Genomic DNA, 23,475 nt, shown 5'->3' with positions numbered 1-23,475 from the left:
CAATGGCGGCCTGCTTCACAACATAGGAAAGTGGTATTAGGCAATACTTGATTGCCAATCAAATTTTCCGAATACCCTAAATTTAAAACTTATCTTTTTCTTGCCCTCTTAATGCCAATCACCACCCAGGATAAAGTGCATACAATCTGGCCCAATCACCTAGTGCATCACTTTTTTTGAGCTCATTAATACCTTCACACGCATGCCATTTTTTCGGAACGCGAACCATCCAATAATGATCAGGACCTTGCCTATATAGCTGTAAGATCGTGGCCACCATCAATTGTTTAGTAAGAGACAACAAACGAAACTCAGCACGCCATTGGGATAGCACATTGGGCAGCTCGGGCTGATCAGGGTCGGTCCAATTAAACCCCCGTGGGCGCATGCAATAGTGATCACCAAGCCTAGAATCACCTTCCACTCGCTCAAAAAATACGTCCAGCTGGTATCGTGCAATGACATCCCAAAGATGCTTTGCAAATGGCGCTGGATTGCCCCAAAACGGTGGTGATACTTCAATCCCACACACCGCTGCAAAAGCAAGAATTTCCCTTTCATCCATAGCTGGGCGCTTCTGAATAAAATCGATAAAACTTACTTTTGGGAAACGTCCCTGAGCAAATTCAGGTGAAACCATAGTAAAACCAGCTAAGGCTGTAGGCATTGATGAATGATGGACATAACACTCCCCTGCAAGATAAAAATCCACAATTTCAGTTTGTCCACCCAAGCCAATTACCAAACCGAATTGATCTAAAATCTTCTGAGTTGTAATGGATAATTTCATATCTGGATCCTTGAACCCTTGCTTATGCAGCAGTCGATATCGCTTTATAAACAGGTGTAGGTGGCACTAATCGCTGAGCAAGGTTCACAACCCTTCTTTCAGCTTTTGATGATTCAGCTAATGCATTCGAAATAGGGTTAAATCCCATCAAAGTCGCATTAACAATTCGTTTCGAAAAATTTGTATTGCTCCAACCATCTAAAATCATTCGTAGTCGATTTAATTCTGTGCCATTACACAAAGGAATCAATATATCCAGATTATTTAAAGCGGCAGGTGACCTAGAAATCACTGTCCCTTGATTAACAGCTTTCCAATAAGTACCATACTCAGCAATGCGCATAGAGATCAGCCGAAGGGGGACTGATTGCATTCGCTTGCATAATGCATCAGCTAATTCATTTAAACTTCTTTCAACCTTCACTACATATAAATAGTCAAAGCTTTCTAATAGGTAATTTCTTTTCTCTACAGTTTCATTCAAACTCAAACTAAGCGTCTTTTCTGCCCCGTCCTTTTTATAATAAGGGACTCCGCCTGACATAAACTTCACAACGGCCAATGCATCAGTGTGAATGATTAACTTTCTTATCCCCATATCAGCTGCTAGAGCCATAACACGCAATACTGAATTTATTTCAGCATCAACACTATTACTACCTTCAGCCAGATCTGAATACATTACTAATATATTTTTATTAGAAGAGCAAATATACCCACCAATTTGTAACCGATCAGGAGCACCACCATCACACCATGCCAAATGAAAGGACTCTACTAATGGATAGTTTGAGTTTTCTTTTGCAGCAACAACCACCGCATTATTTTTTACCGAGCGGAGCTTACCAAGTAGGTTCCTATGTAAAGGGCGACCAAATGGGCGGTTTGATTTTAATTTCGGCATTATCGTTACATCATCAAAATCAGGCGCAACTTCAGTTGAGCGTGACGGCTTAGTCGTTGTTGTAATAAAAATACTTCTTTCTTGATTAATCATATTCTTTCTCTTTCTTCACACAGATAAGAACACTATATCTAACTTCCAAAACACAACAATACTAAAAATCATAATTTATTACAAAATAGATAATTTATTAATTCATCACTAACCACAAAGGAATGTAAAAATTAGTATTAAAGAAAACAGCCGCATATAGCGGCCTTTACACAGAACAGAACAGAACAGAACAGAACAGAACAGAACAGAACAGAAATAAAAATTTAATTGTTAATTTGCAAATTAGACAACATCACAAACGATGAAAATGATGCAAATCCAAACCACAAAGGGACCATTGATGCTGAAATATACGAGGGAATACACAAGTAAACCCCCAACAAGCCAATCAATGCAATTATGCCATGTTCTCCTGCATTAAATAATATAGGATTTGACAATTTAAAATTAAATCTCCTAATTAACTTATTCGCCCTTGAATCAAAAAAAACTCCGACAAAAAACACTGAAAATGGTATTGCCCATAAGCAAAAAACCAACGAGCGCAAGATAAACCGATACCCTAAAATTACGGATGTAGCGACCACTTTCGACATTAAGTTATTACTTTTTGAAATGCCCTCTCCCACAGTTTCTCTCGTATGGTCTACTTCAGCATCAGAAACGATATAATCTCGCATTGCCACGCGAACATATTCAGAAGTCATCACAATTTTATATGTAGAATCGACTTTTGTAGAAATCCATTCACTAGATCCGCTACCGACGTGAGATTTTAATTCAGAAATTTCATACTGAATTCCACGTATAGCGCCAACAGGGCTTTGGGTAAAAGCCCCATAAAAAATCACACCAATGATTATAAGTAGCCAGATGCGAAAGTGAATTAAGAAAGACATTTTAATAATGCCTTTTTTATTACAGAGTCACGATATAACGTAGCCATACCTGGGATATCAAGAATTCGGCTACACATCATATGGACTACAATTTCATCAAACTGAGGGGTATGATCTTCCAAAAAATCTTCTAAAATAAAATCAGGAGATTGCTTCACTAAAGATCGGAACTCCGTATAGGGCTCGACAAACGGCCTCCAGTTTAATGACTTATTCCCAATGTGAAATGCCGCTTTACAATGAACAACCTCAGATGTGAGTTCTACTAAACCAAGTAAAAAAATTCGCATACCCTCGATTGTTTGCGGTTGATTTGCAGCAGTGTATTTATCTGCTGCATTGGCCAGACAGCGAATAAATAATGGTTCGTCATTAAATTTACAACCAGGAAAATCACCCAATTCAAACTGCAGCCTATTAATGGCATGATCTGCAGCTGGCCAAAGTGTTCTAACTTTACGAATTACATTGTGATAATTTTGAGGTCTTTTCATTGTCTTTATTTCTTAATTAGTGATAATCGGCAAACGACCTTTAACTATCGTGCCACCCGCAATAACTGCAAAATATTGAAGATTCGGAAGAGCCCCTAAGCATTCAGATGGGATTCTATCCATATCTTGAAAACCTCTTGATTTGGACATCCCCCCACCAAAATGAGCTAGATTTTTTTCTGAGGATGTAGAAACATTTTGTGTTTCGTTTTCAATTTCGATGGGACATATCCCAAATTTGCGGGTAACAAAGTCCCATGTATCTGTGTCAACGGTTCTTAGTACAATTAAATTGTTGGCATTACCCAATAACTGAGTGGCCTCCGCTTGCGTGCCCATTTTAGCGGTAAAATCAGCAACGGTTTGTGTCGCAAACGTGTTATTAAAACCTGCGCCACGCGTTTTATTTAAAATCTGGACGTACCCTTTATTAACAGTTTCAGAGGCTTCATCAACAAATACACTAATTTTAATTGGGTCGGAATCATAGTTATACCTTACACCCGCAGCCGCCTTTAGGTCCTCGATGAGCGATGTGCCGATAACGGTTCCGATCACATCATTACTCAGCATGTCCAAGCCCACGTAAACACATGCTTTTTGCTTAATTACCCGGTTCCAATCCCAAATTTCTCGCGTGTCATGAATATCAGCAGCATCAGGTGAAAAGAGATCCCCGACCTCCCCTGAGGTCAGCATTTTCAAAATTGGAATAACTTCAATCATGATCTTAGAGTAGTGCTTCTGATCATGCCCAGCTGACGCGATCAAGGATTCTAAATCTGGATCTTCATAATCAGACATGTGCTCTGAAAACAGCTCGATCAGCTTTTCACCCCGATGGATGTTTTTTGTTTTCTTCCCCGCTAAGGCCTGCTCAAAGACAGAAATACCCAGATGTTCTTTCAGTAGTTTTTCTAACACGCGAGCAACCAGCTCAATAGGCGGTTGCAGGGCATTTTTTGCAATTTTCTTAATTGTGGGGCGCTCACCTAACAACAGTAGGCCATTCACAATATCGTTCATGACCTGCCAGCCATATTTAGTACTGAACGACGAACCACTGCCTATCGTTTCAATCACAGATGTCAAACGACTAGCAATCTCAGATTTACTGTTCCAGTTTTTTAGCGGGTCCATCCTGGCGGATAGTTCAGGGTGCGCCAAATGGATATATACAAACGGCTTCCCCTTTCTTAAGCACTCTTTCCTTAAGCGTTCAGCCCAATCTTGATCGCCCTTAGGATCCATGCAAATCACTACATCGTCACGATGGATGGCCTGAGTTGTTACCGTTTCATAAAGCCGAGTCTTGCCCGATCCCGTTGTGCCAACAACTAGCGTGTGCCCAGCTTGGGCAACAATTGAAAACCGAACGGATACTTCTTCAGTTTCAACGCCATGAATCCATGGTGCACCAATAGGATTACTATCGATAATGCCATTGGACTTTCTAAGTTTTTTATACCAGCTAGGGACTTCCAGGTACTCGGGCTTACTACGCATCAAGTCATATAAGCGCTGGGAATGCTCTGTATGCCATTCAAACCCATAGCCCAACCATATTGCATCAGGGACCTTCAAGCACCATTCTTGCAGCTGCTCTGACTTAACAGTGGGCAACTCTTTAATCTGCAAAGTATATTTTTTTTCCCAGCTATCCCATGATTGCTTCAGCCTTAAGCCACTAAAAGAAAGTGCAAAAGCAGCATAAATAGAAGCTGTACCAAGAGGTAGTCCTGCTGCATTTGCAGCAATGAGCGTACCAACCCCTGTTGTTGACCAAGCAAGTGCCGCAGTTGCCTCGTAAGTAGGCCTCCACGGGGTTTTATAGTTATTCAGGGCCATTGGTAGGCTCAACAGTAGATAATGTGCCTAAAATAGAAAGCATCACTGGCTTCGTCAGGGTATAAGCATCCAGTGACTTGCCATCGATTTTCACTTTCTTCTTCGTGGCTTTACCTGCCTCTGTTTTAAAAAAGCCTCCGACTTCTAACGATTGAGCAACACGCTTAGCGTCAATTCCATACTGGCCCAACAAATCAAGGGTAATTTGAATGTCATCGCCTGTATGAATAAAATGCTTTTTTGTATCTTCATTTGACTGGCGTAAGTCATCAACAATGCTTTCAAGAACCAAAAGACCAATTTGATCTAATTTTTTAACCAGATCCGCAAATGGAATTTCAACAAATGGCTCGTCAGGATTATTTACCTCTTCCAGCTCCTCATTTTGGGTATTGGCATTAAATAAATCAATTTGTGCTTCTGGTGCTAAAGCAGCCCCACCTTTATGAGAAACACTAGGCATAGAAATTGGATCTGGAGCACTAAAGGATGAGTCTAAAGGTAACAAACTAGCAGGATCTCTCACTTTGATAGATTTAATCAATACACCATTAAATTCCACCATTTCATATGGAGAATGTTCACCTGTTGACGTACTAAAAAAACCACACTTCAACAACGTATCAACAATCGTTATTTTGCTACGTGGAATATCCACAAACCCATTAATCAATGCACATTCAATCAATTCATCAATACATTCAACATTAACAAATAAACTTTTATCTTTCTTTAAGATACCCAACCCGAGGTCAACACTCCATCGATTCCTTTCAATAAGGAATCGAATGTTGTCAATAATCTTGGGTTCAAGATAAATATCCTGCCGTGATGTTGAAAAATTATGAGAAAGAGATTTGTCATGCTCAATTAATTTAGTGATGATTTTATTGAGAAGATTAGATAAGACGGTTTGCTCACTACTTCCATAGAGCGCATTATTCAATGCAAATAAAATCTGCACATCCGCTTCAATAAGATAATTAAGGGAATTTTTTGAAACGAGTTGTGAAAAAACGATAGGTGATAATTTTCGGGTATGAACAAAGGATGTCATTACACTGTGCGGCCAACTGGCAACAGCTGTGCCATGCTCCATCTCCCACTCTGCAAGTGGTCCCTTGTAGATATTCCAATCATGCAGGCCCACTGCGCGTACCACCCTTCCATCAAGTAGCCAGCAAGCTCCTTGGTACAATCCTGCCAAAAATGCGGCATAACGCCATACAGGTTCTAGCTTACGTCTTTGGGCCATGGTTTCAGCTGCACAAAAAATAATTCCATCTGTGGCCTGCACACAGAAAAAAGCACTTTTCATGCAAAACTCTAACATCCCACCTGGATGCGCGAACTCAGCATTACTCGTTAATGGCTGCTGGCCAATATAGGAGGCAAGCTGCCGGATCGGCAGGGAAACCAACTCAGCACTGTTTGGCATACTGAGTAGAGATAAAATTTTTCTTTCGATCTCAGCGTACTGAAAATCTTGAGTCAACCTATTTACATTAAGCGTGTTTTTCTGAGGTTCATTACTTGCTTTGTCCGTAGGCTTTTGTCGTGAAAACAGCTTAAACATAAGATGAGTGACTTATAAAATTTATCCCATATATCTAACCATAAAATCAGGAAAAAAAAAGCGCGTAAGTCTGCAAAAAAACGACACAATTAAGCAACAAAGACGAAGAGGCCTAGTCTGGCCTATTAACTTTTCTTGTTTTTTTGATGCCTGTTAGACTTTTGCTTTTTGCCATCCATCTAGCCATTGAGCCATTGCATATAGGGCACACATAGGTGCTCCTAAATCCAAACGAGGGCAGGATATATAGCCGTCCGCAATTTTTCTTAGAACAAACAACCTCCATTACATGGTTCGTATTGACGTGAGTAATTAACTCCCAAAGTGTATTTATACAAACACGGGGCTCAATCCCGGCTATATTACAAATTCCTAAATATAAGCGCATGGTTGCATGCATTGATTCTGATAAATCAAAACCAGCAGACTCTAATCGGCGGTACTCTGATAAACAAAAAGAAAACTCAATAACGTGCTTTACCGATCTAAAAAAATATTCACCGGATGTCGTTTTAGGCCGTGGCCCCATTTTTTTATAATTTGGCGCTAAACGAATGCGCTGTTTCAAATGCATTGTTGGAAAAATAACTTCGAGAATTTCAGAACGAGCTCCTAATGCTGAGAATGAAGTTGCCAGATATTCAAGCCGATGCTTTTCATCTATGACTTCAATCCAGGAGTTTTTAGGCATTTTCTGCATCTCTCATCTCATGAAATACAACCATATTTACTCCATAGCCCTGTTGCAATGCAGAAATAGGTTTTAGTTTAAAAATGGGTGATGTCATGCGATCGGCAATAGCCTTTAGATCTTCCACATCACCATCGCGCAATAAATCAACATCTGCGGGATGAATTCCATACTCCGCCATTGCCAGAGCAGGATCACGAATCATTTCGTCGCGAATTTGCATTAAAATACGATAATTAAGATTTTTTCTTATTTTTTCGTGTTTCAAACTCACAGATGTAATTTCATTCATTTCTATAGCTCCCTAATTAGCTATCAAATTCTTATTAAGCAATAATTTCATATACGCAGGTAATGAATTAACCAAGTCATCATTTAACGTTGGAACAGGTAAATTTTGGGTCACATACTGAAGGCCAGTCATTCGTGAAGGCGAGTTTAGATTCTCCCCCACTACAGCATCATTTTTTACGCGATGCTCCGAAGATGAAAATGAAGCAAATGGTGCATCATCATCTTTCCAGAAATAATCTGGCACATTCAATTTACCATTATTTGCGTTTTTGACTAGCGCATTGAAGTACGCAATAGGCTTGGCGATTTGTTTTATGCTTAATTTTTGAAGAAATATTCGAGCAACGTCAGGTTGATACGTTTTTTGACATTGCCTCATCAATATTTCAATAGTCCGGCATTGACTATTAGGGAGCAGTTTTGCAATTAAATTTAGAAATTCAGCACCAATTTTTTTAGTTTTAACTTTGGCGCTATCTGCTTCAAATACCTGGCTGGATGCATTTTCATTTGAAGCACCAGCGATTTGATCCGAAGCATCCATAGGCTTAACAACCTGAGAAGCTGCACCAGTAGGGGTAGAGTTATCCACACCAAGCTGGTTATCACCCTGTGGTTTGGTTTTAGAATTACCAACATCCTGTACAGATAAGGGAACGGGAGTTTTTGCTGTTGTAGAGCGGACTTTTTTGGCTTGATTGCTGGCTTTGTAGCCGGGAAAAAAACGACTTACAACACTTTGAATCAACTCCGAATTACGCACCCAGATCATTAAATTACGTTTTCTGTCATAGTACGAGGCATACAGTTTGCCTTTAAAAGGTTCAGCTTCAGCAAAAAATGCGGTCGCACTTTCATAACGTGAGCCAACACTGTCAAATGAAGCCCTGACAGTTTTAGCAGACAGATGAAGCGCCTCACACATGCTCTGACCCTCTTTGTACAGGCGATGCTTTGGAGATGGTTCTAAAAATTTATAGAACGTTTTTTTCCCTTTCTTGCTCATGACCTCAAACCAGTGTTCCAGCTCTAAAATGAGCAGAATTAGGTTGCCAGGGCGAGCATAGCCCTGATTAACGGCATGAGTAGAAAGGGCGACGCTAATGTCGCGAATGGAGGGGTTAGTGCTCATTGACACACCCCCTCTTTTTGAAAAGAGGACGACTTTTTCGGCGAGCGAAAATCGTGCGCGATCGGCGGCGCAATACGTTGATTACATGAATTATTCACGCAAATATACCTTGCGGAAATTGCATCGCCGATGTACAATTTCCGCAGTTGTTAGGAGTACCGGTGCGCAATCTCCGCTAAGAAATTTGGCGCACCCTGTTTTGAAAAAAAACCTCATTTGCCGTGAGGTTTTTTTTCGTCTGTACTTTGCGTATCGCGAAGAAATCACCCTAAAGATAAAATTCTCATTAGAATGCTACGCAAGCGAAAAAGCATGGCCTTAGCTTCTAGGGCACATGCTTAACAGGTCGTGTTTTTTGGGATTTACTGCTGAGGAAAAATCATGAGGCTAACTAGATATTTAACCTGGAACGTGCAACACGTTCCAGGTCAAAAATTGGTGCCGACGGCAGGAATCGAACTCGCGACCCCCTGATTACAAGTCAGGTGCTCTACCAACTGAGCTACATCGGCGTAAAACTTTACAAACAAACTGTGCTGCCAGATAAGCTAAGCTCACCCTTAAATATTTTCTGGTGCCGACGGCAGGAATCGAACTCGCGACCCCCTGATTACAAGTCAGGTGCTCTACCAACTGAGCTACATCGGCAACGGCACGCAGAATAATTCATCAGGCTGATTAAGGCAAGCCTTAATCCTAACTATTTCGCTAAGTCCTTGGAAGTAAAGAAGGCATCAGAGAAAAATTCATCGTTTGGCAAACCGCGTGAAACACAATGCGTGTACGCCGCCTCCACCATCACGGGCGCACCGCAGGCATAAACTTGATAGCCTTCAAGGTTAGCAAAGTCATTCATCACCGCCTCATGCACCAGCCCGGTACGGCCATTCCATACATCCGCATCGCTTGGCTCAGACAAAACAGGAATAAAGGTGAAGTTAGAGTGCGTTTGCTGCCATTCGGACGGCAGCTCAGGCATATAAATATCAGCCAGAGTGCGTGCGCCCCAGTACAGAACGATTTCGCGCTGAATGCCATTTTTAAAAGCGTGTTCCAGAATACCCTTAATCGGCGCAAAGCCTGTACCGGTTGCGATCAGCAGAATCGGCTTATCGCTGTCTTCACGTAAAAAGAACGAGCCCAAAGGGCCGGTAAAGCGCATGATTTCGCGCTCTTTCATGGTATTCCATACGTAATCAGAAAACTCGCCGCCTGCTACATGGCGAATATGCAATTGCAGGTATTCAGCATCGTGCGGTGCATTCGCAATTGAGAACGAGCGTTTCTTACCGTTTTTAGTGTGGATATCAATATATTGCCCGGCTAAAAAGGCCAACTTTTCGCTACTTGGCAGCTTAAGTGATAACACGGCCACATCGTGCGAGACTTTATCGATGGTTTGCACACGACATGGCAGGGTTTTAATCTGAATATCTTTGCTGGCAGTCACTTCTTTGCATTCAATCGTGATGTCTGCATCGGTACTGGCACAGCAAAATAGTGCGTAGCCGTTTTCACGTTCCATTGTGGATAAAGCGCTTTCCGCATGATCGCCGTGAGTCACTTCGCCGGTAATCACTTTGCCTTTACACGAGCCACATGCGCCATTTTTGCAGCCGTAAGCCATATTAAAGCCGCCGCGCATGGCCGCGTCTAAAATAGTTTCATTATCATTCATGGCGATTTGCTGGCCACTTGGTAGAATAGTAAGTTGCTTGCTCATTGCGATCCGCTATGCGAAAAAATCGATTACTTATTATAGGGTGCGGCGATGTACTCATCCGCGCCCTGCCTTGGTTAACTCAACGTTTTAAAGTCTATGCCACGGCGCGAAGCGCTGAAGCGGCAGCCAAGCTGCGTGAGCTTGGGGTCATTCCTGTACTGTGCGACTTAGACCATTCAGCCAGCCTTAAGCGCTTATCCGGCCTTGCCCGCTGGGTGGTTTACAGTGCGCCGCCAGCAGGAGATGGTGCAGATGATGTGCGCTGCAAGCGCTTTATTGCCAAAATGGAGCGCTACACAGGCTTTGATAAGTCAGCGATTCTAACACCTCGTCACCTTGCCTACATCAGCACCAGTGGCGTTTATGGAGATTGCAAGGGTGAATGGGTGGCAGAAACCCGGCCCCTCTCTGCACAATCAGCCAGAGCGATTCGCCGGGTAGCGGCTGAAAGCTGCTTAAAAGCATGGGCCAGATCACAAAAAATCAAGCTGGCCATTTTGCGCGCCCCGGGGATTTACGCTAAAGAGCGCTTACCCGTGCAGCGCATTATGCAGGCCACACCGGCACTGATCAGAGAGGAAGACAGCTGGTCTAATCATATCCACGCCGATGATTTAGCACGCGCGGTGAGTATTGCTCTGTTTCGCGGCAAACCATTACGCGCCATTAATGTGGCAGATGATCAGCCGCATAAAATGGGTGATTATTTTGATCAGGTTGCCGATTTTATTGGCCAGCCCCACCCGCCGCGTATTAAACACGAGGAAGCCCCGGCTGTATTATCTGCCAGCTTAATGTCGTTTTTAAATGAATCAAGACGGCTGAAAAATACCCGCTTAAAGAAAGAGCTCAGACTGCAATTAAAATGGCCCGCAACTGAGCAATTTTTGCAGCAGAAATAAAAAAAAGGGGCGATTTATTTCGCCTCTTTGTTTATTTAAAGCCCGGACATTATCCGGTTAACGCTTTTCTTTCGGCTTCAAGCTGCGCCATTAATCTTTGAATATTCGCTTCAGTTTGTCTTGGCAAATTAACAAACTGACAGCCCATCATCCATGCAAATTGGCCAGGCCTTTGCTCCAACTGCCGTAAAGAGCGTACTTCAAAATTAAGTTTCAGAATTCCGGCAGGGCCAAAATCAAAAGGGACTTCATTATAAACATTTCCCCTTTCAATTAAAGGCTTCAGCTCATCAGGCACCCATGCACCAATACCACCTAAGGAAACATCATGCAAATTAACCCACTCCCGCGCACCATTTGCAAAAGTCATCTGACAGCGATAAGGCCGTGCAACAGGTGTAGGCAGCCGGTAATATTCGCGGCGTTGCAGCTTGATTAAATCTGCAGGAAAAGCAGCAGTTAAAGCGGGGCCACCTTCGTATTTGCAATTACGCACAATACCCACAGCAAATTGTATTTTTACGCCATCAGGGATGGCCAGCACGAGAGAGCGGGCAGAATTAAGTAAAACCTGATTGGTTTCGGCGTGACCGCCCACATCAAAAATAAAGGTTTTACCTTTAATATCCACTTCAAGAATACGGGATAAAATCAGCTCCCTGCCTTCATTCACATAGATAGTAATAAATGTTCCACGCTGCGCCAGCGTGCGCAGCACTGCGCCAATCTCCATCGGGGCAGTGATCCGATAAGCCTCAATATCTTCACCATCCGGAATCGGACTTACTTGCTCGCTTTCACCCACGGATTTCTCGCCTTCATTAATTATTCATTAAGCAAAAGTGTTAAATCATGCACAAAGACACCTGCACCCGCACCATAGCTTACCATTACACGCGGCTTGCCGTTTTTATCCAGCAAATAACTGCCAGCACTATGATCCACGGTGTAATCGCCACTGCCGCTCACTTGCTTTTGATAAATGATTTTATAACGGCCAGCGATCTCAGCTAATTGTTCCGGCGTACCGTATAAACCTAAAAACCTTGAATCAAAAGCGGGTACATACTGACTTAATACTTCTTTTGTGTCTCTCTCCGGATCAACAGAAACAAACAAAACCTGCACCTGATCTGCTTTTTTACCCAATTGCTGCATTGCATTTTTTAATTCAATCATTGTGGTCGGGCAAACATCAGGGCAATGAGTATATCCAAAAAACAACACGACGATTTTATCTTTAAAATCGGCTAAAGAGCGCGTTTTACCCGAATGATCACTTAAAGTAAACTCGCCCCCCAAAGTACTACCACTAATATCACTACCCTGAAACTGAGGTTTAGAACAAGAAGTCAAAAAAACCAGACATAAAACACACCATAGAGCCTTAAACATCAGCATGATCCTTTCAATTATTTATAGTGTGCTTTGCACCCGCTCTACAAGCAAGTGCCGCTATTGATTGAGCAGGTAAGGCCTGATCCAGGGCCTGCGGGCTATAAGCGATTTCAGCCAGTAAAGGGGCAGGCAAATGCGTTTGCAAATATTGCACATTCTCGGCATAGCGTGGCATCACTGAATCAGGCTGATTAGCAATCCACCCTGCTAATGGCAAACCCGCAGCTAAAATAGCTTTAGCGCTCAGCATGGCGTGATTTAAACATCCCAAACGCATACCAACCACCAAAATCACCGGTGCTTGTAAACGTGTCGCTAAATCGGCCATGGATGCGTCCTCTGATAAAGGCGAAAACCAGCCGCCCGCGCCTTCTACCAGCACCACATCCGCCAGCGCCTGCAGCGCATTTGCGGCGCTCACCATCAAATCCAAATCTAAAACCTGAGCAGCATCTTTAGCCGCCAAATGGGGCGAAACAGGGGCTTCAAACAAATAGGGGCAGGCCAGATGCGCGGGGGCTGCGATATTCGATGCTGCGGCATGCGCAGCCACATCGCTATTCCAAAGCTGGCCATTGCGCCACTCGCAGCCTGCCGCCACCGGCTTCATGCCCACTGCCAATTGGCCACCCGCCACAAAAGCACGCAAAAGCTGGGCCGTGGCGATGGTTTTACCGACGTCAGTATCGGTGCCGGTCACAAAATACATTTGCCCGCTCATGCTTGCCTTGGCCTGAATTCAATAATCTGGCTGCCATCTGCATTCTTTTTGGCAGGCTGAGTTAGCGGCTTCCATGCATGACCGTAAACCACTTCGTAGGTACACGGCAACAGACCATCTCGCCTGAATGTCTCGTATTTCGCCACAATCTTTTGCCATGCTGCTTTGCCCAACATGCCCCGTGAGCGCCCTTCTGCCACATTATGTGCGCCGATATCTTTTAAATCCTGCATGATGGCCTTGGCACTATCGTAAGTCATGGTGAGGTATTCCATATCCATCACAGGCGTGCTCAGGCCATTTTTAACCAAAGCATCGCCCAGATCGTGCATATCGATAAAGCGGTTCACATGCTCTTTATCATCCACCGCAGCAAAAGATGCGCGCAGCTCTTTCAGCGTATCCGGGCCAAGGGTAGAAAACATCAGCAAGCCACCGGGCTTTAAAACGCGGGTGAATTCTGCGAATGCGGCATCCGGCTCATTACACCATTGCAGGGTCAGGCTGGACCAAATCACATCAACCGATTCATCCGCAAGCGGCAGCGATTCAATATCTGCACACAGATAAGCCGCGCCCTGGCCACGCAAGCTGGCCCAGAGCTTTTTAATGCCACCACCCTCTTTGGCTCTGGCCACTTGCAACATGCCCGGCGCTAAATCCAGCTCGATCAGCCGGGCTTCTTTATACAGATTTTGCAATTGCGGCGCACAATAGCCCGTACCGCAGCCTGCATCTAATACCATCACGGGATTAACCTTGATGTAATCCAAACGCTCAAACATACGGTCCGCTACTTCGCGCTGTAAAACAGCGGCGGCATCGTAGCTTGTTGCTGCTTTATCAAAAGCGGCCCGCATGGCCGCTTTTTCGGTATGAAAGGATTTACTCATTGAGTCCTTGTAACACGTTTACAGCGATATCAAATAACACCGAATAACATCAGAACCATCCGGCTTAAACTAGGATGCAAACACCACTCGCTTACAAGCTGATCTGCATCAGCAGCGAAACAGGCGTGTAAAACACCCACATCTGGCATGCTTACGCTTCTTTTTTAGCAAATTTCATTTTAAAAAATTCAATCACCACCGGCATGGCCGGAATTAAAACCAGGGCAATGGCAATAGAGCCGATATTTTTGGCAATAAACGGAATACCGCCCAAGAAATAACCGGCGTAAAGCAGGGAAACCACCCAAACCGCTGCGCCAATAAAATTGAACATTAAAAAACGGTGGTAGCTCATTTCCGCCATACCGGCCACAAAGGGTGCAAAGGTACGCACAATCGGCACAAAGCGCGCCAGAATGATTGTTTTACCACCATGCTTTTCATAAAAAGCATGGGTCTTTTGCAAGTAATCCTGGCGAAATATTTTTGAATCTTTATTGGCAAACAGTTTATGCCCGAAATAACGGCCGATAGTGTAATTCACGGCATCCCCTAATACCGCCGCAGTAAATAACAAGCCCATCAGCACATACAGATTCATATGCCCGCCACCGGCCAGCATCCCTGCAACAAACAAGAGCGAATCACCCGGCAGAAAAGGCATCACCACCACACCGGTTTCTACAAAAATAACGGCAAATAATAGTGCATAAACCCAGCTGCCATATTGGGCAATAATCTGGGCCAGATAGACATCTAAATGCAAAAAAACATCAACTGGATTGAATTCCATACCTGCTCTCCTTGGAGGCAAAAACACCCGGGATATGAATCATCGCCGAATGGCATGTCCGGGCGATTTACCCGGGAGGGGGATTATTTTGCGATGGCTGGCTTAACATAAAAACGCCGACGAAAAACTCGTCGGCGTAAGATTAAACACAGGATAAAACTTTAAACCACCGCTTCTTCTTTAATTCTGACGGGCTTAATCATGTTTTCACGAGTAACACCCAGCATCAGTAAAAGAGGGGATGCCACGAGAACCGATGAATAGATACCAAACACAATACCAATAGTCAGCGCCATTGCAAAACCATGCAACGCCGCGCCACCGAAAATCAGCATGGATAAAACCATGCATTCGGTAGAGCCGTGGGTAATGATCGTACGGCTGATCGTTGCGGTAATGGCATTATCAATCACTTCCGGCACTGTTTTGCCGCGCAGATTAGGCTTGCGGAAGTTCTCACGAATCCGGTCAAACACCACCACAGATTCATTCACCGAATAGCCCAGCACGGCCAGAATACCCGCCAGCACGGTTAAGGTGAACTCCCACTGAAAGAGTGCGAAGCAGCCCAAAATAATGATCACATCGTGCATATTCGCGATCACGGCCGATACCGCAAACCGCCACTCAAAACGAACGGCTAGGTAAGCAATAATGCCAAGACAAACCAGCAAAATCGCCGTTGCACCGTGAGAAACCAGCTCGCTGCCTACTGAAGGGCCAATAAACTCAACTTTACGCAGCTCAACATCAGCGCGATCCGTTTTAAGTAAATTCAGCACTTCATTAGATAACTGTGCACTGGTTTTAGTTTTGATATTAGGCAGGCGCACCATCACATCGCGCGTAGTACCCAAAGACTGAACCTGAGCTTCGCCATACTTTAATCCGTCCACTTTTTCGCGAATCTGATTTAAGTCTACCGATTGTGCGTAGCGCAGCTCCATTACCGTGCCACCCGTAAATTCCACGCCCAAATTCAGGCCTTTCATCACGAGGAACACGACCGCCAAAACAAAGGTTGCCAGCGAAATTGCCGTTGTGAGCTTACCGTAGCTCATAAACGGAATATCACGCTTTACATGAAAAAATTCAATCATAGCGATGCACCCTTACACAGCCAGCGTCGAAACACGACGGCCGCCATAAATGAGGTTAATGATGCCGCGGGAAACAAACACCGCACTATACATCGACGTTAAGATCCCGATGCAATGTACCCATGCAAAGCCACGTACAGCACCCGAACCAAAAATCAGCAGGGCAAGGCCAGCAATCAGGGTCGTGACGTTAGAATCCAGAATCGTAGCAAAAGCATGTTCATAACCATTGCTGATGGCAGCCTGAGGCGTCATCCCTAGGCGCAGCTCTTCACGAATCCGCTCATTAATCAACACATTCGAGTCAATCGCCATGCCCAAGGTAAGCGCAATCGCCGCAATACCCGGCAGCGTTAAAGTCACGCCCAGCAAAGACAACATCGCCAGCAAGAATAATAAATTCCCCGCCAGTGAAATGGCCGATACCACACCAAATACACGGTAATAAACCATCATAAACACGGCAATCGCAAGGAAACCGTAAAGAGTTGAGTGGAAACCCTTGCTGATATTGTCTTTACCTAGGCTTGGGCCAATGGTGCGTTCTTCAACGATATTCATAGGCGCTGCCAATGAGCCAGCGCGTAAGAGCAGCGCAGTATCGTTGGCTTCTGCAACACCCATCGAGCCGGAAATCTGCACCCGGCCACCGCCAATTTCAGAGCGAATCACAGGGGCAGTCACCACTTCGCCCTTGCCTTTTTCAACCAGCACCATGGCCATACGCTTACCAATACTTTCTTTAGTCAGCGTTTTAAAGATGGCAGCACCGGTTGAATCCAAGTTGATATGCACCGCTGCTGAGTTCTGATCATCAAAGCCCGCTTGTGCGTCATTGATATTATCGCCAGTCAGCTCAACTTCTTTTTTCAGCAGGATAGGACGATTCTGGCCATCATTGCCGCGCTCACTCAATAGCTCAAAGCCGGCAGGTACATTGCCATTCAGTGCTTCAGACATTTTAGCCTGATCGTCTTCCACCATACGCACTTCCAGCGTAGCAGTACGGCCCAGAATATCTTTTGCCTTTGAAGTATCTTGCACGCCTGGCAATTGCACCACGATACGGCCTTCGCCCTGCTGCTGAATAACGGGCTCGGCCACCCCCAGCTCGTTCACACGATTATGCAAGGTGGTGATGTTTTGCTTTACAGCATCGTTTTTCAGCTGCTGCAATGCAGCAACAGAATAAGAAATCACAATTTTGTTATCGCGAATATCAATCTGGCGCTGTTGCAGAACCTGACGCAAGGCCTTGGCAGCGGCCTGTGTGGTTTCCTCATCACGCAGCTGCACTTCAACGCTATCGCGGGTTGCAACAATCCGGCCGTAGCGAATTTTCTTTTCTTTTAATTCACGACGAACATCGCCTGCGGTTTTTTCCAGCGCCTTATCTACGGCCGCTTTCATATCCACTTCAAGCAGGAAGTGCACACCACCGCGCAAATCCAGGCCCAGCGACATTGGCTTCGCGCCAATTCGAGTCAGCCAAGATGGGGTATCTGATAAAAGATTTAAAGCCACGCTGTAATCGTCGCCCAGCTTGGCTTGTAACAGATCTTTGGCCTTAAGCTGAACATCAGTGTCTTTAAAACGAAACTTCACTGAATTGACATCAAGAAGCGCATCTTCAATTTTGACACCGCCGCTCTTTAAAATAGCTTCAGCATTTTGCTGTAGCGCAGCATCCACCTTCACCGTAGCGCGAACGCTGGCAATTTGGACTGCAGGGCTTTCACCAAACAGATTAGGCAGGGTGTAGAGCGCGGCCAGAGCAACGGTCAGAATAATTAATAGGTATTTCCAAATCGGGTAGCGATTCATGGCAGGACCCAGAAATGCACAAAAGGCGGCCGGGTTGTTGATACAACCACGGCCGCCTGATTGGCTTTACTTGTTATTTTTAATAGTGCCTTTTTCCAAACGAGCCGCAACAGCAGAACGTTGGAACAGGATTTCTACGCCATCGGCTAACTCAAGAGTGACATACTGCTCATTCACCTTGGTGATACGGCCAACCATACCGCCGCTGGTTACAACTTCATCGCCTTTAGCCAGAGCAGCCAGCATGGCTTGTTGTTCTTTAGCGCGTTTTTGTTGTGGACGAATCAACATAAAGTAGAACAAAACAAAAATCACGATCATTGGAAGAAAAGACATAAAGTCCATTCCTGGCGCCGGTGCGGCACCTTGGGCAAACGCGGGTGCAATAAGCATATCGGGTCGATTCCGTGTCAATAAAGCAAAGCGGCCCATTCTAGCCGCTGAACCACACAAAATCTACCCGGCTTTTTTGCCTTGAGTCATCAAAGCGACTTAAATGCGCCTAGCTTTGCTCCCTGCCTAGTAGGCCGCAGCTTTTTTGAAAAAAATACGGAACTTTAATCACCCGCGAGGATCAGGCCGCCTGTCTTCCTAAGACAGGGCTCGTTTTGACTTGATTCTGGCGCTCCTGATCCTGCCAAAGCTCAGGCAGGCCACGATTTTTTACTTTGCCCAGAAACGCTCCAACCAACTTTTTTTATGCCAGCTCGCTTGAGCACCTCGGGATAAAAAATGTTCGGTATAGCGCTTATCGCCTTCAATAATGTGATGAGTCAGCCAGTTTCTGAGGAAATGCATCAGCTCAAAAGTAATCGCCTCCCCTCCCAGTAAGCGCGCTTGTAAATCATTCATTTGCTTTATTAAATCTTCATGATGTTGCTTATGTGCATCGTAATCGGGATACCCCAAAATACGCATCAGGCTTTCTTCCACAGTAAAATGAGTCCGCGTGTAATCTGCCAACCTGCCCAGAATATGCCCTGAAGCCTCACTGCCATGATGCAGACGAATCGCATCGTGCAACTCATTCAGCAAATCAATCAGCACTTTATGCTGCTCATCAATTTCCTGAATACCTACTGACAGCTCATCACTCCATTCAAAAAAGACGGCCATTTCGTGTTTCTCCCTATTTTATTTAAGAAGAATCTTGCAGACAAAATGCCCTCCAAATATTGAGCCATATCAATTTTTGCATAAGCCCAGGGAAAGCCTGAACAAGATTGCACACGGATTTTTTTAAGTTTCAAGCTAGAAATACTGACATCCCCAGCATAAATACCGGCTAATCAGGCAAAATAAATAACGATAAAATCACCAGAAACCGCAAAAGCGTTCTCAAAAGAAGGCTGGAATGCGACAATACGGCAGAGAACTCCTATTAGGTAAGAAAAAATGCCCTGGCAAGAACTACGCATCACCACTGAATCATCCCAAGCAGAACGCTTTTCCGACGCACTTTTTGATCTGGGCGCTTTGTCCGTGAGTGTTGAAGATGCAGCTGCGGGCACAGATGCAGAAAAACCCATCTTTGGTGAGCCAGGCGAGCCCGTCGATCAGATGTGGGAAAACAGCGTGGTCCTCGCACTTTTTGATGAAGATATCGACACCAGCCTGATTGTCACCGCAGCCAGTAATACGCTGAAACTAGCCATCCCACCTTACGATGTGGTGCGTGTGGAAGAACAAGACTGGGTACGCCTCACCCAATCACAATTTAACCCCATTCCTATTTCTGATCGCCTCTGGATCACCCCAACCTGGCATGAATGTCCTGATGCTGGTGCGATCAGCATTCAGCTTGACCCGGGCCTAGCTTTTGGTACGGGCAGCCACCCAACGACGCGTCTTTGCCTGAAATGGCTGGACAGCAATCTGGCAGGCGGCGAGAAATTGCTCGATTACGGCTGTGGATCGGGGATTTTAGCGATTGCCGGGATTAAGCTTGGTGCTGCCTCGGCTGCTGGTGTGGATATTGACCCACAAGCCATGACCGCATCACGACAAAACGCAGAACAAAATGCAGTTGAAGTCGCCTTTTACCTTCCAGATGCAGAGCCGGTTGACAGCTACGATGTCGTGATTGCCAATATTCTAACTAATCCGCTCAAGGCCTTAGCGCCAATGCTGGCTGCTAAAGTAAAAATCAATGGTCGCATTGCTTTATCCGGCATTCTGGCCGAGCAGGCTGACGATGTGATCGCAATTTACAGCCAATGGTTTGCCATGAACACGCCGCAAACCGAAGACGGCTGGGTCTGCTTATCAGGTATTCGTAAATAAACCGCATGAACGATATTACCCGTTGCCCAAACTGCCAAACCGCTTTTCGTGTAACGGAAGCGCAGCTGCAAGCCCACCGCGGCAAGGTTCGCTGTGGGCGCTGCGCCTTTGTTTTTAATGCCACTGAGTGCCTGGAAAGCGAAACAGAATCAGCCATTGTAGCCACAGAAACGACAACAACGCCTGCGCCTGTTGCCGAGCCTGCTAAACCAGCGCCTGAGACCACCGAAACGCCGGTCAGCCCCAAGGCCCCGGCCAAGCCTCAGCTCAGCCTTGAGCCTCAGCCCCTCAGCCTCAGCCTCAGCCTCAGCCTCAGCCTCAGCCTCAGCCTCAGCCTCAGCCTCAGCCTCAGCCTCAGCCTCAGCCTCAGCCTCAGCCTCAGCCTCAGCCTCAGCCTCAGCCTCAGCCTCAGCCTCAGCCTCAGCCTCAGCCTCAGCCTCAGCCTCAGCCTCAGCCTCAGCCTCAGCCTCAGCCTCAGCCTCAGCCTCAGCCTCAGCCTCAGCCTCAGCCTCAGCCTCAGCCCTCAGCCTCAGCCTCAGCCTCAGCCTCAGCCTCAGCCTCAGCCTCAGCCTCAGCCTCAGCCTCAGCCTCAGCCTCAGCCTCAGCCTCAGCCTCAGCCTCAGCCTCAGCCTCAGCCTCAGCCTCAGCCTCAGCCTCAGCCTCAGCCTCAGCCTCAGCCTCAGCCTCAGCCTCAGCCTCAGCCTCAGCCTCAGCCTCAGCCTCAGCCTCAGCCTCAGCCTCAGCCTCAGCCTCAGCCTCAGCCTCAGCCTCAGCCTCAGCCTCAGCCTCAGCCTCAGCCTCAGCCTCAGCCTCAGCCAGCAGAGCATGCCCGGCCTAAGCGTATCGTGCCAGACACACCTGCCACAGAGCCTGTGGTTGATTTTGCGGCGATGGGCTTAGCAGTGAAAAGTAATTCCAAGCCGGCCGAAGAGCCTTTTGCGCCCACGGAATTTCTCATCGACGCAGAGCCAGAGCCTGAAAATAAGACTGAACACTTGGCAGAACCAGATGCTCATCACAGCTACCGGCCGATCTACACCGAAGTAGATGAAACACTGCTTGATGTGCAGCCTGTACGATCGCGCTGGCAAGGCGTATGGATTGTAGCCTGCCTGATTCTGATTTTCAGCTTTGCGGCACAACTTGCTTACCAGCAGCGCACAAATATATCGATGGAATTCCCATGGATGCGCCCTAAGCTAATTGCGGCCTGCCAGGCTATAGGCTGCAGCATGCCCTTGCCTGAAAACGCAGAAATGCTGCGTTCCGAATGGTCTGAGCTTAGTTATGTGCCCGAGTTTCCAAACATCATTCAGCTTAATGCTACTTTGCGTAATCTTGCTCAGTACGAGCAGGCTTTGCCCATGCTTGAAGTAACTCTGACCGACGATCAGGAAAAAATCGTCCTTAAGAAAGTATTTAAGCCCGCCGAATACCTGAGCAGCCATGATAAAAACAGGCTGAAATTTGACGCGCAAGATGATTTACGGGCTTTCCTGCAAATCGATTTAGGCGAGTTGCATTCAACGGCTTACTCCATTTATTGGTTTTATCCCTAGCTTTGTCTTGTATCGATAGCGGGACATTGCATTTAAAACTAATCTGTAAAATTCAATAAAACAGGCGGGATCGGTCATGGCCACTGTTTACTTAAACCATACTGAAATTAATGTCGGGGGCCAGTTCCCAGTTGTTGGCGAATATGCTCACAGCTTTTTATTAGTTGATTCCGGCATGATCGATGTGCCGCTCTCACGCTTTGCTGGCAAACCTAAAATTATTGCCGTCATTCCAAGTATTGATAGCGAAATTGGCCTGATCATTGCCCGCCAGCTGGATCGTTTATCTGCAGACTGGCCAGACTGTGTCATCCTGGTGATTTCTGTTGATACGCCCTATGCCTTAAGCCGTGTGATAGAACAAGAACGCTTTCGCCGCGTTCAGCTACTGTGCACGCTGCGCGGCCGGGATTTTCACAAAGACTATGGGGTAATGATCACAGATATCCCACTCTCCGGCTTTATGGCAACAGCACTGATTGGCTTAAATGCTTACGATATTGTGATGTATAGCGAGCTAGTGTCTGATTTAAGCTTCGAGCCCGATTACGGTGCAATGGCAGAATGCTTATTCCCGCCTGTTGAAGAAGAATCAGAACCCATCATTGACGATGCAGAGCAAATTGCCAAGCTTGAGCGCTACGAACCCAACAGCTGATCGTTGAAAACCTTCATCTTTGACAAAAAAAACCGGAACCTTCTTTTCCAGGGGCATTCATAGATATGCCCTGTTTGCTTTACGCTTGCCTTCAGGCGCCGTAACAATAGATAATTGTTATCGTACTTAAAAAATGAATAGCCACATAACGGAGATTATTTATGTCTGCAGTGACTCTTGGCGGCAACGCCATCGAAATCAAAGGTACTTTCCCTAAAGCTGGCGATAAAGCTCAAGACTTTAGCCTAGTTGCAAAAGATTTGTCCGATGCCACACTGGCCACTTTTGCGGGCAAAAGAAAAATTTTGAATATTTTTCCTAGTGTCGATACTGGCGTGTGTGCAGCATCAGTCCGTCGTTTTAACGAAACGGCCTCAAGCTTAGAAAACGCCGTTGTCCTGTGCATTTCTGCTGATTTGCCCTTTGCGCAAAGCCGTTTCTGCGGTGCCGAAGGCCTAGAAAACGTGATCAGCTTATCGACCATGCGTGGCCGTGAATTCTTAAGCCACTACGGTGTTGAAATTGTCAGTGGCCCATTAGCGGGCGTATCTGCCCGTGCCGTTGTAGTGCTCGATGAAAACAATCAGGTATTGCATGCAGAATTAGTTTCTGAAATTAAAGAAGAACCCAATTACGCTGCTGCACTGGCTGTTTTATAAGCCGCAATCAGATAAACGCCATTTAATAAGCAGCGCATTAGCCAGACTTTGCCTGCTAAAAAACACAAAGCCGCTCTATGCGGCTTTGTGTTTTGATCAATACCGATTCAGAGCTCAATGATCACGCGAGCTAAAATCTTGCTTATCGGTGAAATGCCACATCGGCCTACTTTTCACACCGCTCCGGCTATTCTGATTCAATTATCAATACCTGCATAAGCTCAATTTGAAACCGGCGAGTACATACAGATATTTTGTATTTTTTATGATATAAATTTTT

Annotated in this window: 25 protein-coding genes, 2 tRNA genes and 1 pseudogene; 6 read left to right on the top strand and 22 right to left on the bottom strand. The window is 45.6% G+C overall.

What is annotated here, in order from left to right:
• Window positions 1–118 precede the first annotated feature (118 nt).
• From DYD62_RS05260 to DYD62_RS05205, 12 genes are all read right to left on the bottom strand, one after another.
• A complete protein-coding gene (locus DYD62_RS05260; RefSeq protein ID WP_115226381.1) occupies window positions 119–790 on the bottom strand; it encodes a hypothetical protein in 672 nt (223 codons plus the stop codon).
• Between the two features lie 22 nt (window positions 791–812).
• Window positions 813–1,787, bottom strand: a complete 975-nt coding sequence (locus DYD62_RS05255) for a ribonuclease H family protein (RefSeq protein WP_115226380.1) — start codon at window positions 1,785–1,787, stop codon at window positions 813–815.
• Window positions 1,788–2,011: 224 nt separating this feature from the next.
• Window positions 2,012–2,647 (bottom strand): IncC plasmid conjugative DNA transfer DtrJ family protein, encoded by a 636-nt coding sequence (locus tag DYD62_RS05250; RefSeq protein WP_115226379.1) that lies wholly within the window; start codon window positions 2,645–2,647, stop codon window positions 2,012–2,014.
• On the bottom strand, window positions 2,635–3,141 hold the full coding sequence (locus DYD62_RS05245) for a hypothetical protein (protein ID WP_115226378.1): 507 nt from the start codon (window positions 3,139–3,141) through the stop codon (window positions 2,635–2,637). The genes DYD62_RS05250 and DYD62_RS05245 overlap by 13 nt, the downstream gene beginning before the upstream one ends.
• Window positions 3,142–3,153: 12 nt before the next feature.
• The gene (gene traD / locus DYD62_RS05240; protein ID WP_115226377.1) at window positions 3,154–4,989 is read right to left on the bottom strand and encodes a conjugative transfer system coupling protein TraD; all 1,836 of its coding nucleotides are present in this window, start codon (window positions 4,987–4,989) and stop codon (window positions 3,154–3,156) included.
• Window positions 4,976–6,565 (bottom strand): TraI domain-containing protein, encoded by a 1,590-nt coding sequence (locus tag DYD62_RS05235; RefSeq protein ID WP_115226376.1) that lies wholly within the window; start codon window positions 6,563–6,565, stop codon window positions 4,976–4,978. The genes traD and DYD62_RS05235 overlap by 14 nt, the downstream gene beginning before the upstream one ends.
• A gap of 112 nt (window positions 6,566–6,677) precedes the next feature.
• Entirely contained in the window at window positions 6,678–7,265 is a 588-nt protein-coding gene (locus DYD62_RS05230; RefSeq protein WP_115226375.1) for a FlhC family transcriptional regulator, read from the bottom strand.
• A complete protein-coding gene (locus tag DYD62_RS05225; protein ID WP_115226374.1) occupies window positions 7,249–7,548 on the bottom strand; it encodes a hypothetical protein in 300 nt (99 codons plus the stop codon). Before DYD62_RS05225 ends, DYD62_RS05230 begins: the two co-directional genes overlap by 17 nt.
• A 12-nt stretch (window positions 7,549–7,560) precedes the next feature.
• Window positions 7,561–8,682, bottom strand: a complete 1,122-nt coding sequence (locus DYD62_RS05220) for a hypothetical protein (RefSeq protein ID WP_115226373.1) — start codon at window positions 8,680–8,682, stop codon at window positions 7,561–7,563.
• Between the two features lie 436 nt (window positions 8,683–9,118).
• Window positions 9,119–9,194 (bottom strand) — tRNA-Thr (locus tag DYD62_RS05215).
• Window positions 9,195–9,254: 60 nt separating this feature from the next.
• A tRNA-Thr gene (locus tag DYD62_RS05210) sits at window positions 9,255–9,330 on the bottom strand.
• 52 nt (window positions 9,331–9,382) lie between these two features.
• The gene (locus DYD62_RS05205; protein WP_115226372.1) at window positions 9,383–10,405 is read right to left on the bottom strand and encodes a CDP-6-deoxy-delta-3,4-glucoseen reductase; all 1,023 of its coding nucleotides are present in this window, start codon (window positions 10,403–10,405) and stop codon (window positions 9,383–9,385) included.
• 11 nt (window positions 10,406–10,416) lie between these two features.
• Between DYD62_RS05205 and DYD62_RS05200 the strand changes: the two genes are divergently transcribed.
• Window positions 10,417–11,307 (top strand): NAD-dependent epimerase/dehydratase family protein, encoded by an 891-nt coding sequence (locus tag DYD62_RS05200; protein WP_115226371.1) that lies wholly within the window; start codon window positions 10,417–10,419, stop codon window positions 11,305–11,307.
• 49 nt (window positions 11,308–11,356) lie between these two features.
• Here the strand turns inward: DYD62_RS05200 and DYD62_RS05195 are convergent, their stop codons facing one another.
• The 9 genes from DYD62_RS05195 to DYD62_RS05155 all read right to left on the bottom strand — a co-directional run bounded on the left by DYD62_RS05195 (window position 11,357) and on the right by DYD62_RS05155 (window position 19,152).
• Window positions 11,357–12,112, bottom strand: a complete 756-nt coding sequence (locus DYD62_RS05195) for a flagellar brake protein (RefSeq protein WP_115226370.1) — start codon at window positions 12,110–12,112, stop codon at window positions 11,357–11,359.
• Between the two features lie 20 nt (window positions 12,113–12,132).
• A complete protein-coding gene (locus tag DYD62_RS05190) occupies window positions 12,133–12,702 on the bottom strand; it encodes an SCO family protein (RefSeq protein ID WP_115226369.1) in 570 nt (189 codons plus the stop codon).
• Window positions 12,703–12,715: 13 nt separating this feature from the next.
• Window positions 12,716–13,426 (bottom strand): dethiobiotin synthase, encoded by a 711-nt coding sequence (bioD, locus tag DYD62_RS05185; protein WP_115226368.1) that lies wholly within the window; start codon window positions 13,424–13,426, stop codon window positions 12,716–12,718.
• Entirely contained in the window at window positions 13,423–14,319 is an 897-nt protein-coding gene (bioC, locus tag DYD62_RS05180) for a malonyl-ACP O-methyltransferase BioC (protein ID WP_115226367.1), read from the bottom strand. The genes bioD and bioC overlap by 4 nt, the downstream gene beginning before the upstream one ends.
• 151 nt (window positions 14,320–14,470) lie before the next feature.
• The gene (locus DYD62_RS05175; protein WP_099399830.1) at window positions 14,471–15,112 is read right to left on the bottom strand and encodes a DedA family protein; all 642 of its coding nucleotides are present in this window, start codon (window positions 15,110–15,112) and stop codon (window positions 14,471–14,473) included.
• A gap of 161 nt (window positions 15,113–15,273) precedes the next feature.
• Window positions 15,274–16,209, bottom strand: a complete 936-nt coding sequence (gene secF / locus DYD62_RS05170) for a protein translocase subunit SecF (RefSeq protein WP_115228213.1) — start codon at window positions 16,207–16,209, stop codon at window positions 15,274–15,276.
• Window positions 16,210–16,224: 15 nt separating this feature from the next.
• Window positions 16,225–18,036, bottom strand: a complete 1,812-nt coding sequence (gene secD / locus DYD62_RS05165) for a protein translocase subunit SecD (protein ID WP_115226366.1) — start codon at window positions 18,034–18,036, stop codon at window positions 16,225–16,227.
• 66 nt (window positions 18,037–18,102) lie between these two features.
• A complete protein-coding gene (gene yajC, locus DYD62_RS05160) occupies window positions 18,103–18,372 on the bottom strand; it encodes a preprotein translocase subunit YajC (RefSeq protein ID WP_444542810.1) in 270 nt (89 codons plus the stop codon).
• Window positions 18,373–18,699: 327 nt separating this feature from the next.
• Window positions 18,700–19,152, bottom strand: a complete 453-nt coding sequence (locus tag DYD62_RS05155; RefSeq protein ID WP_115226365.1) for a bacteriohemerythrin — start codon at window positions 19,150–19,152, stop codon at window positions 18,700–18,702.
• Window positions 19,153–19,431: 279 nt separating this feature from the next.
• Between DYD62_RS05155 and prmA the strand changes: the two genes are divergently transcribed.
• Window positions 19,432–20,319 carry a 50S ribosomal protein L11 methyltransferase gene (gene prmA / locus DYD62_RS05150; RefSeq protein ID WP_115226364.1) on the top strand — a complete coding sequence of 296 codons (888 nt, stop codon included), beginning with the start codon at window positions 19,432–19,434 and terminating at the stop codon, window positions 20,317–20,319.
• A 5-nt stretch (window positions 20,320–20,324) separates the two neighbouring features.
• Window positions 20,325–20,429: pseudogene (locus DYD62_RS24210) on the top strand (MJ0042-type zinc finger domain-containing protein); the annotation flags it as partial.
• Window positions 20,430–20,468: 39 nt separating this feature from the next.
• On the opposite strand, the gene DYD62_RS23945 reads toward DYD62_RS24210, so the two are convergent.
• On the bottom strand, window positions 20,469–21,146 hold the full coding sequence (locus DYD62_RS23945; protein WP_233702950.1) for a hypothetical protein: 678 nt from the start codon (window positions 21,144–21,146) through the stop codon (window positions 20,469–20,471).
• Between the two features lie 18 nt (window positions 21,147–21,164).
• Here DYD62_RS23945 and DYD62_RS23940 point away from each other — a divergent pair, with 18 nt between their 5' ends.
• From DYD62_RS23940 to tpx (DYD62_RS05125), 3 genes are all read left to right on the top strand, one after another.
• Window positions 21,165–21,878: a DUF3426 domain-containing protein gene (locus DYD62_RS23940; RefSeq protein WP_132038687.1), complete on the top strand. Its 714-nt coding sequence runs from the start codon at window positions 21,165–21,167 to the stop codon at window positions 21,876–21,878.
• A 76-nt stretch (window positions 21,879–21,954) separates the two neighbouring features.
• A complete protein-coding gene (tpx, locus tag DYD62_RS05130; protein WP_115226362.1) occupies window positions 21,955–22,536 on the top strand; it encodes a thiol peroxidase in 582 nt (193 codons plus the stop codon).
• Window positions 22,537–22,697: 161 nt separating this feature from the next.
• Window positions 22,698–23,195, top strand: coding sequence for a thiol peroxidase (tpx, locus tag DYD62_RS05125; RefSeq protein ID WP_115226361.1), 498 nt, complete (start codon window positions 22,698–22,700; stop codon window positions 23,193–23,195).
• The last annotated feature ends 280 nt before the right edge of the window (window positions 23,196–23,475 follow it).

The organism is Iodobacter fluviatilis, from assembly GCF_900451195.1.
Taxonomy (GTDB): Bacteria; Pseudomonadota; Gammaproteobacteria; order Burkholderiales; family Chitinibacteraceae; genus Iodobacter; species Iodobacter fluviatilis.
The sequence above is the reverse complement of the archived record's forward strand: the minus strand, read 5'-3'. Positions and strand labels throughout refer to the sequence as shown.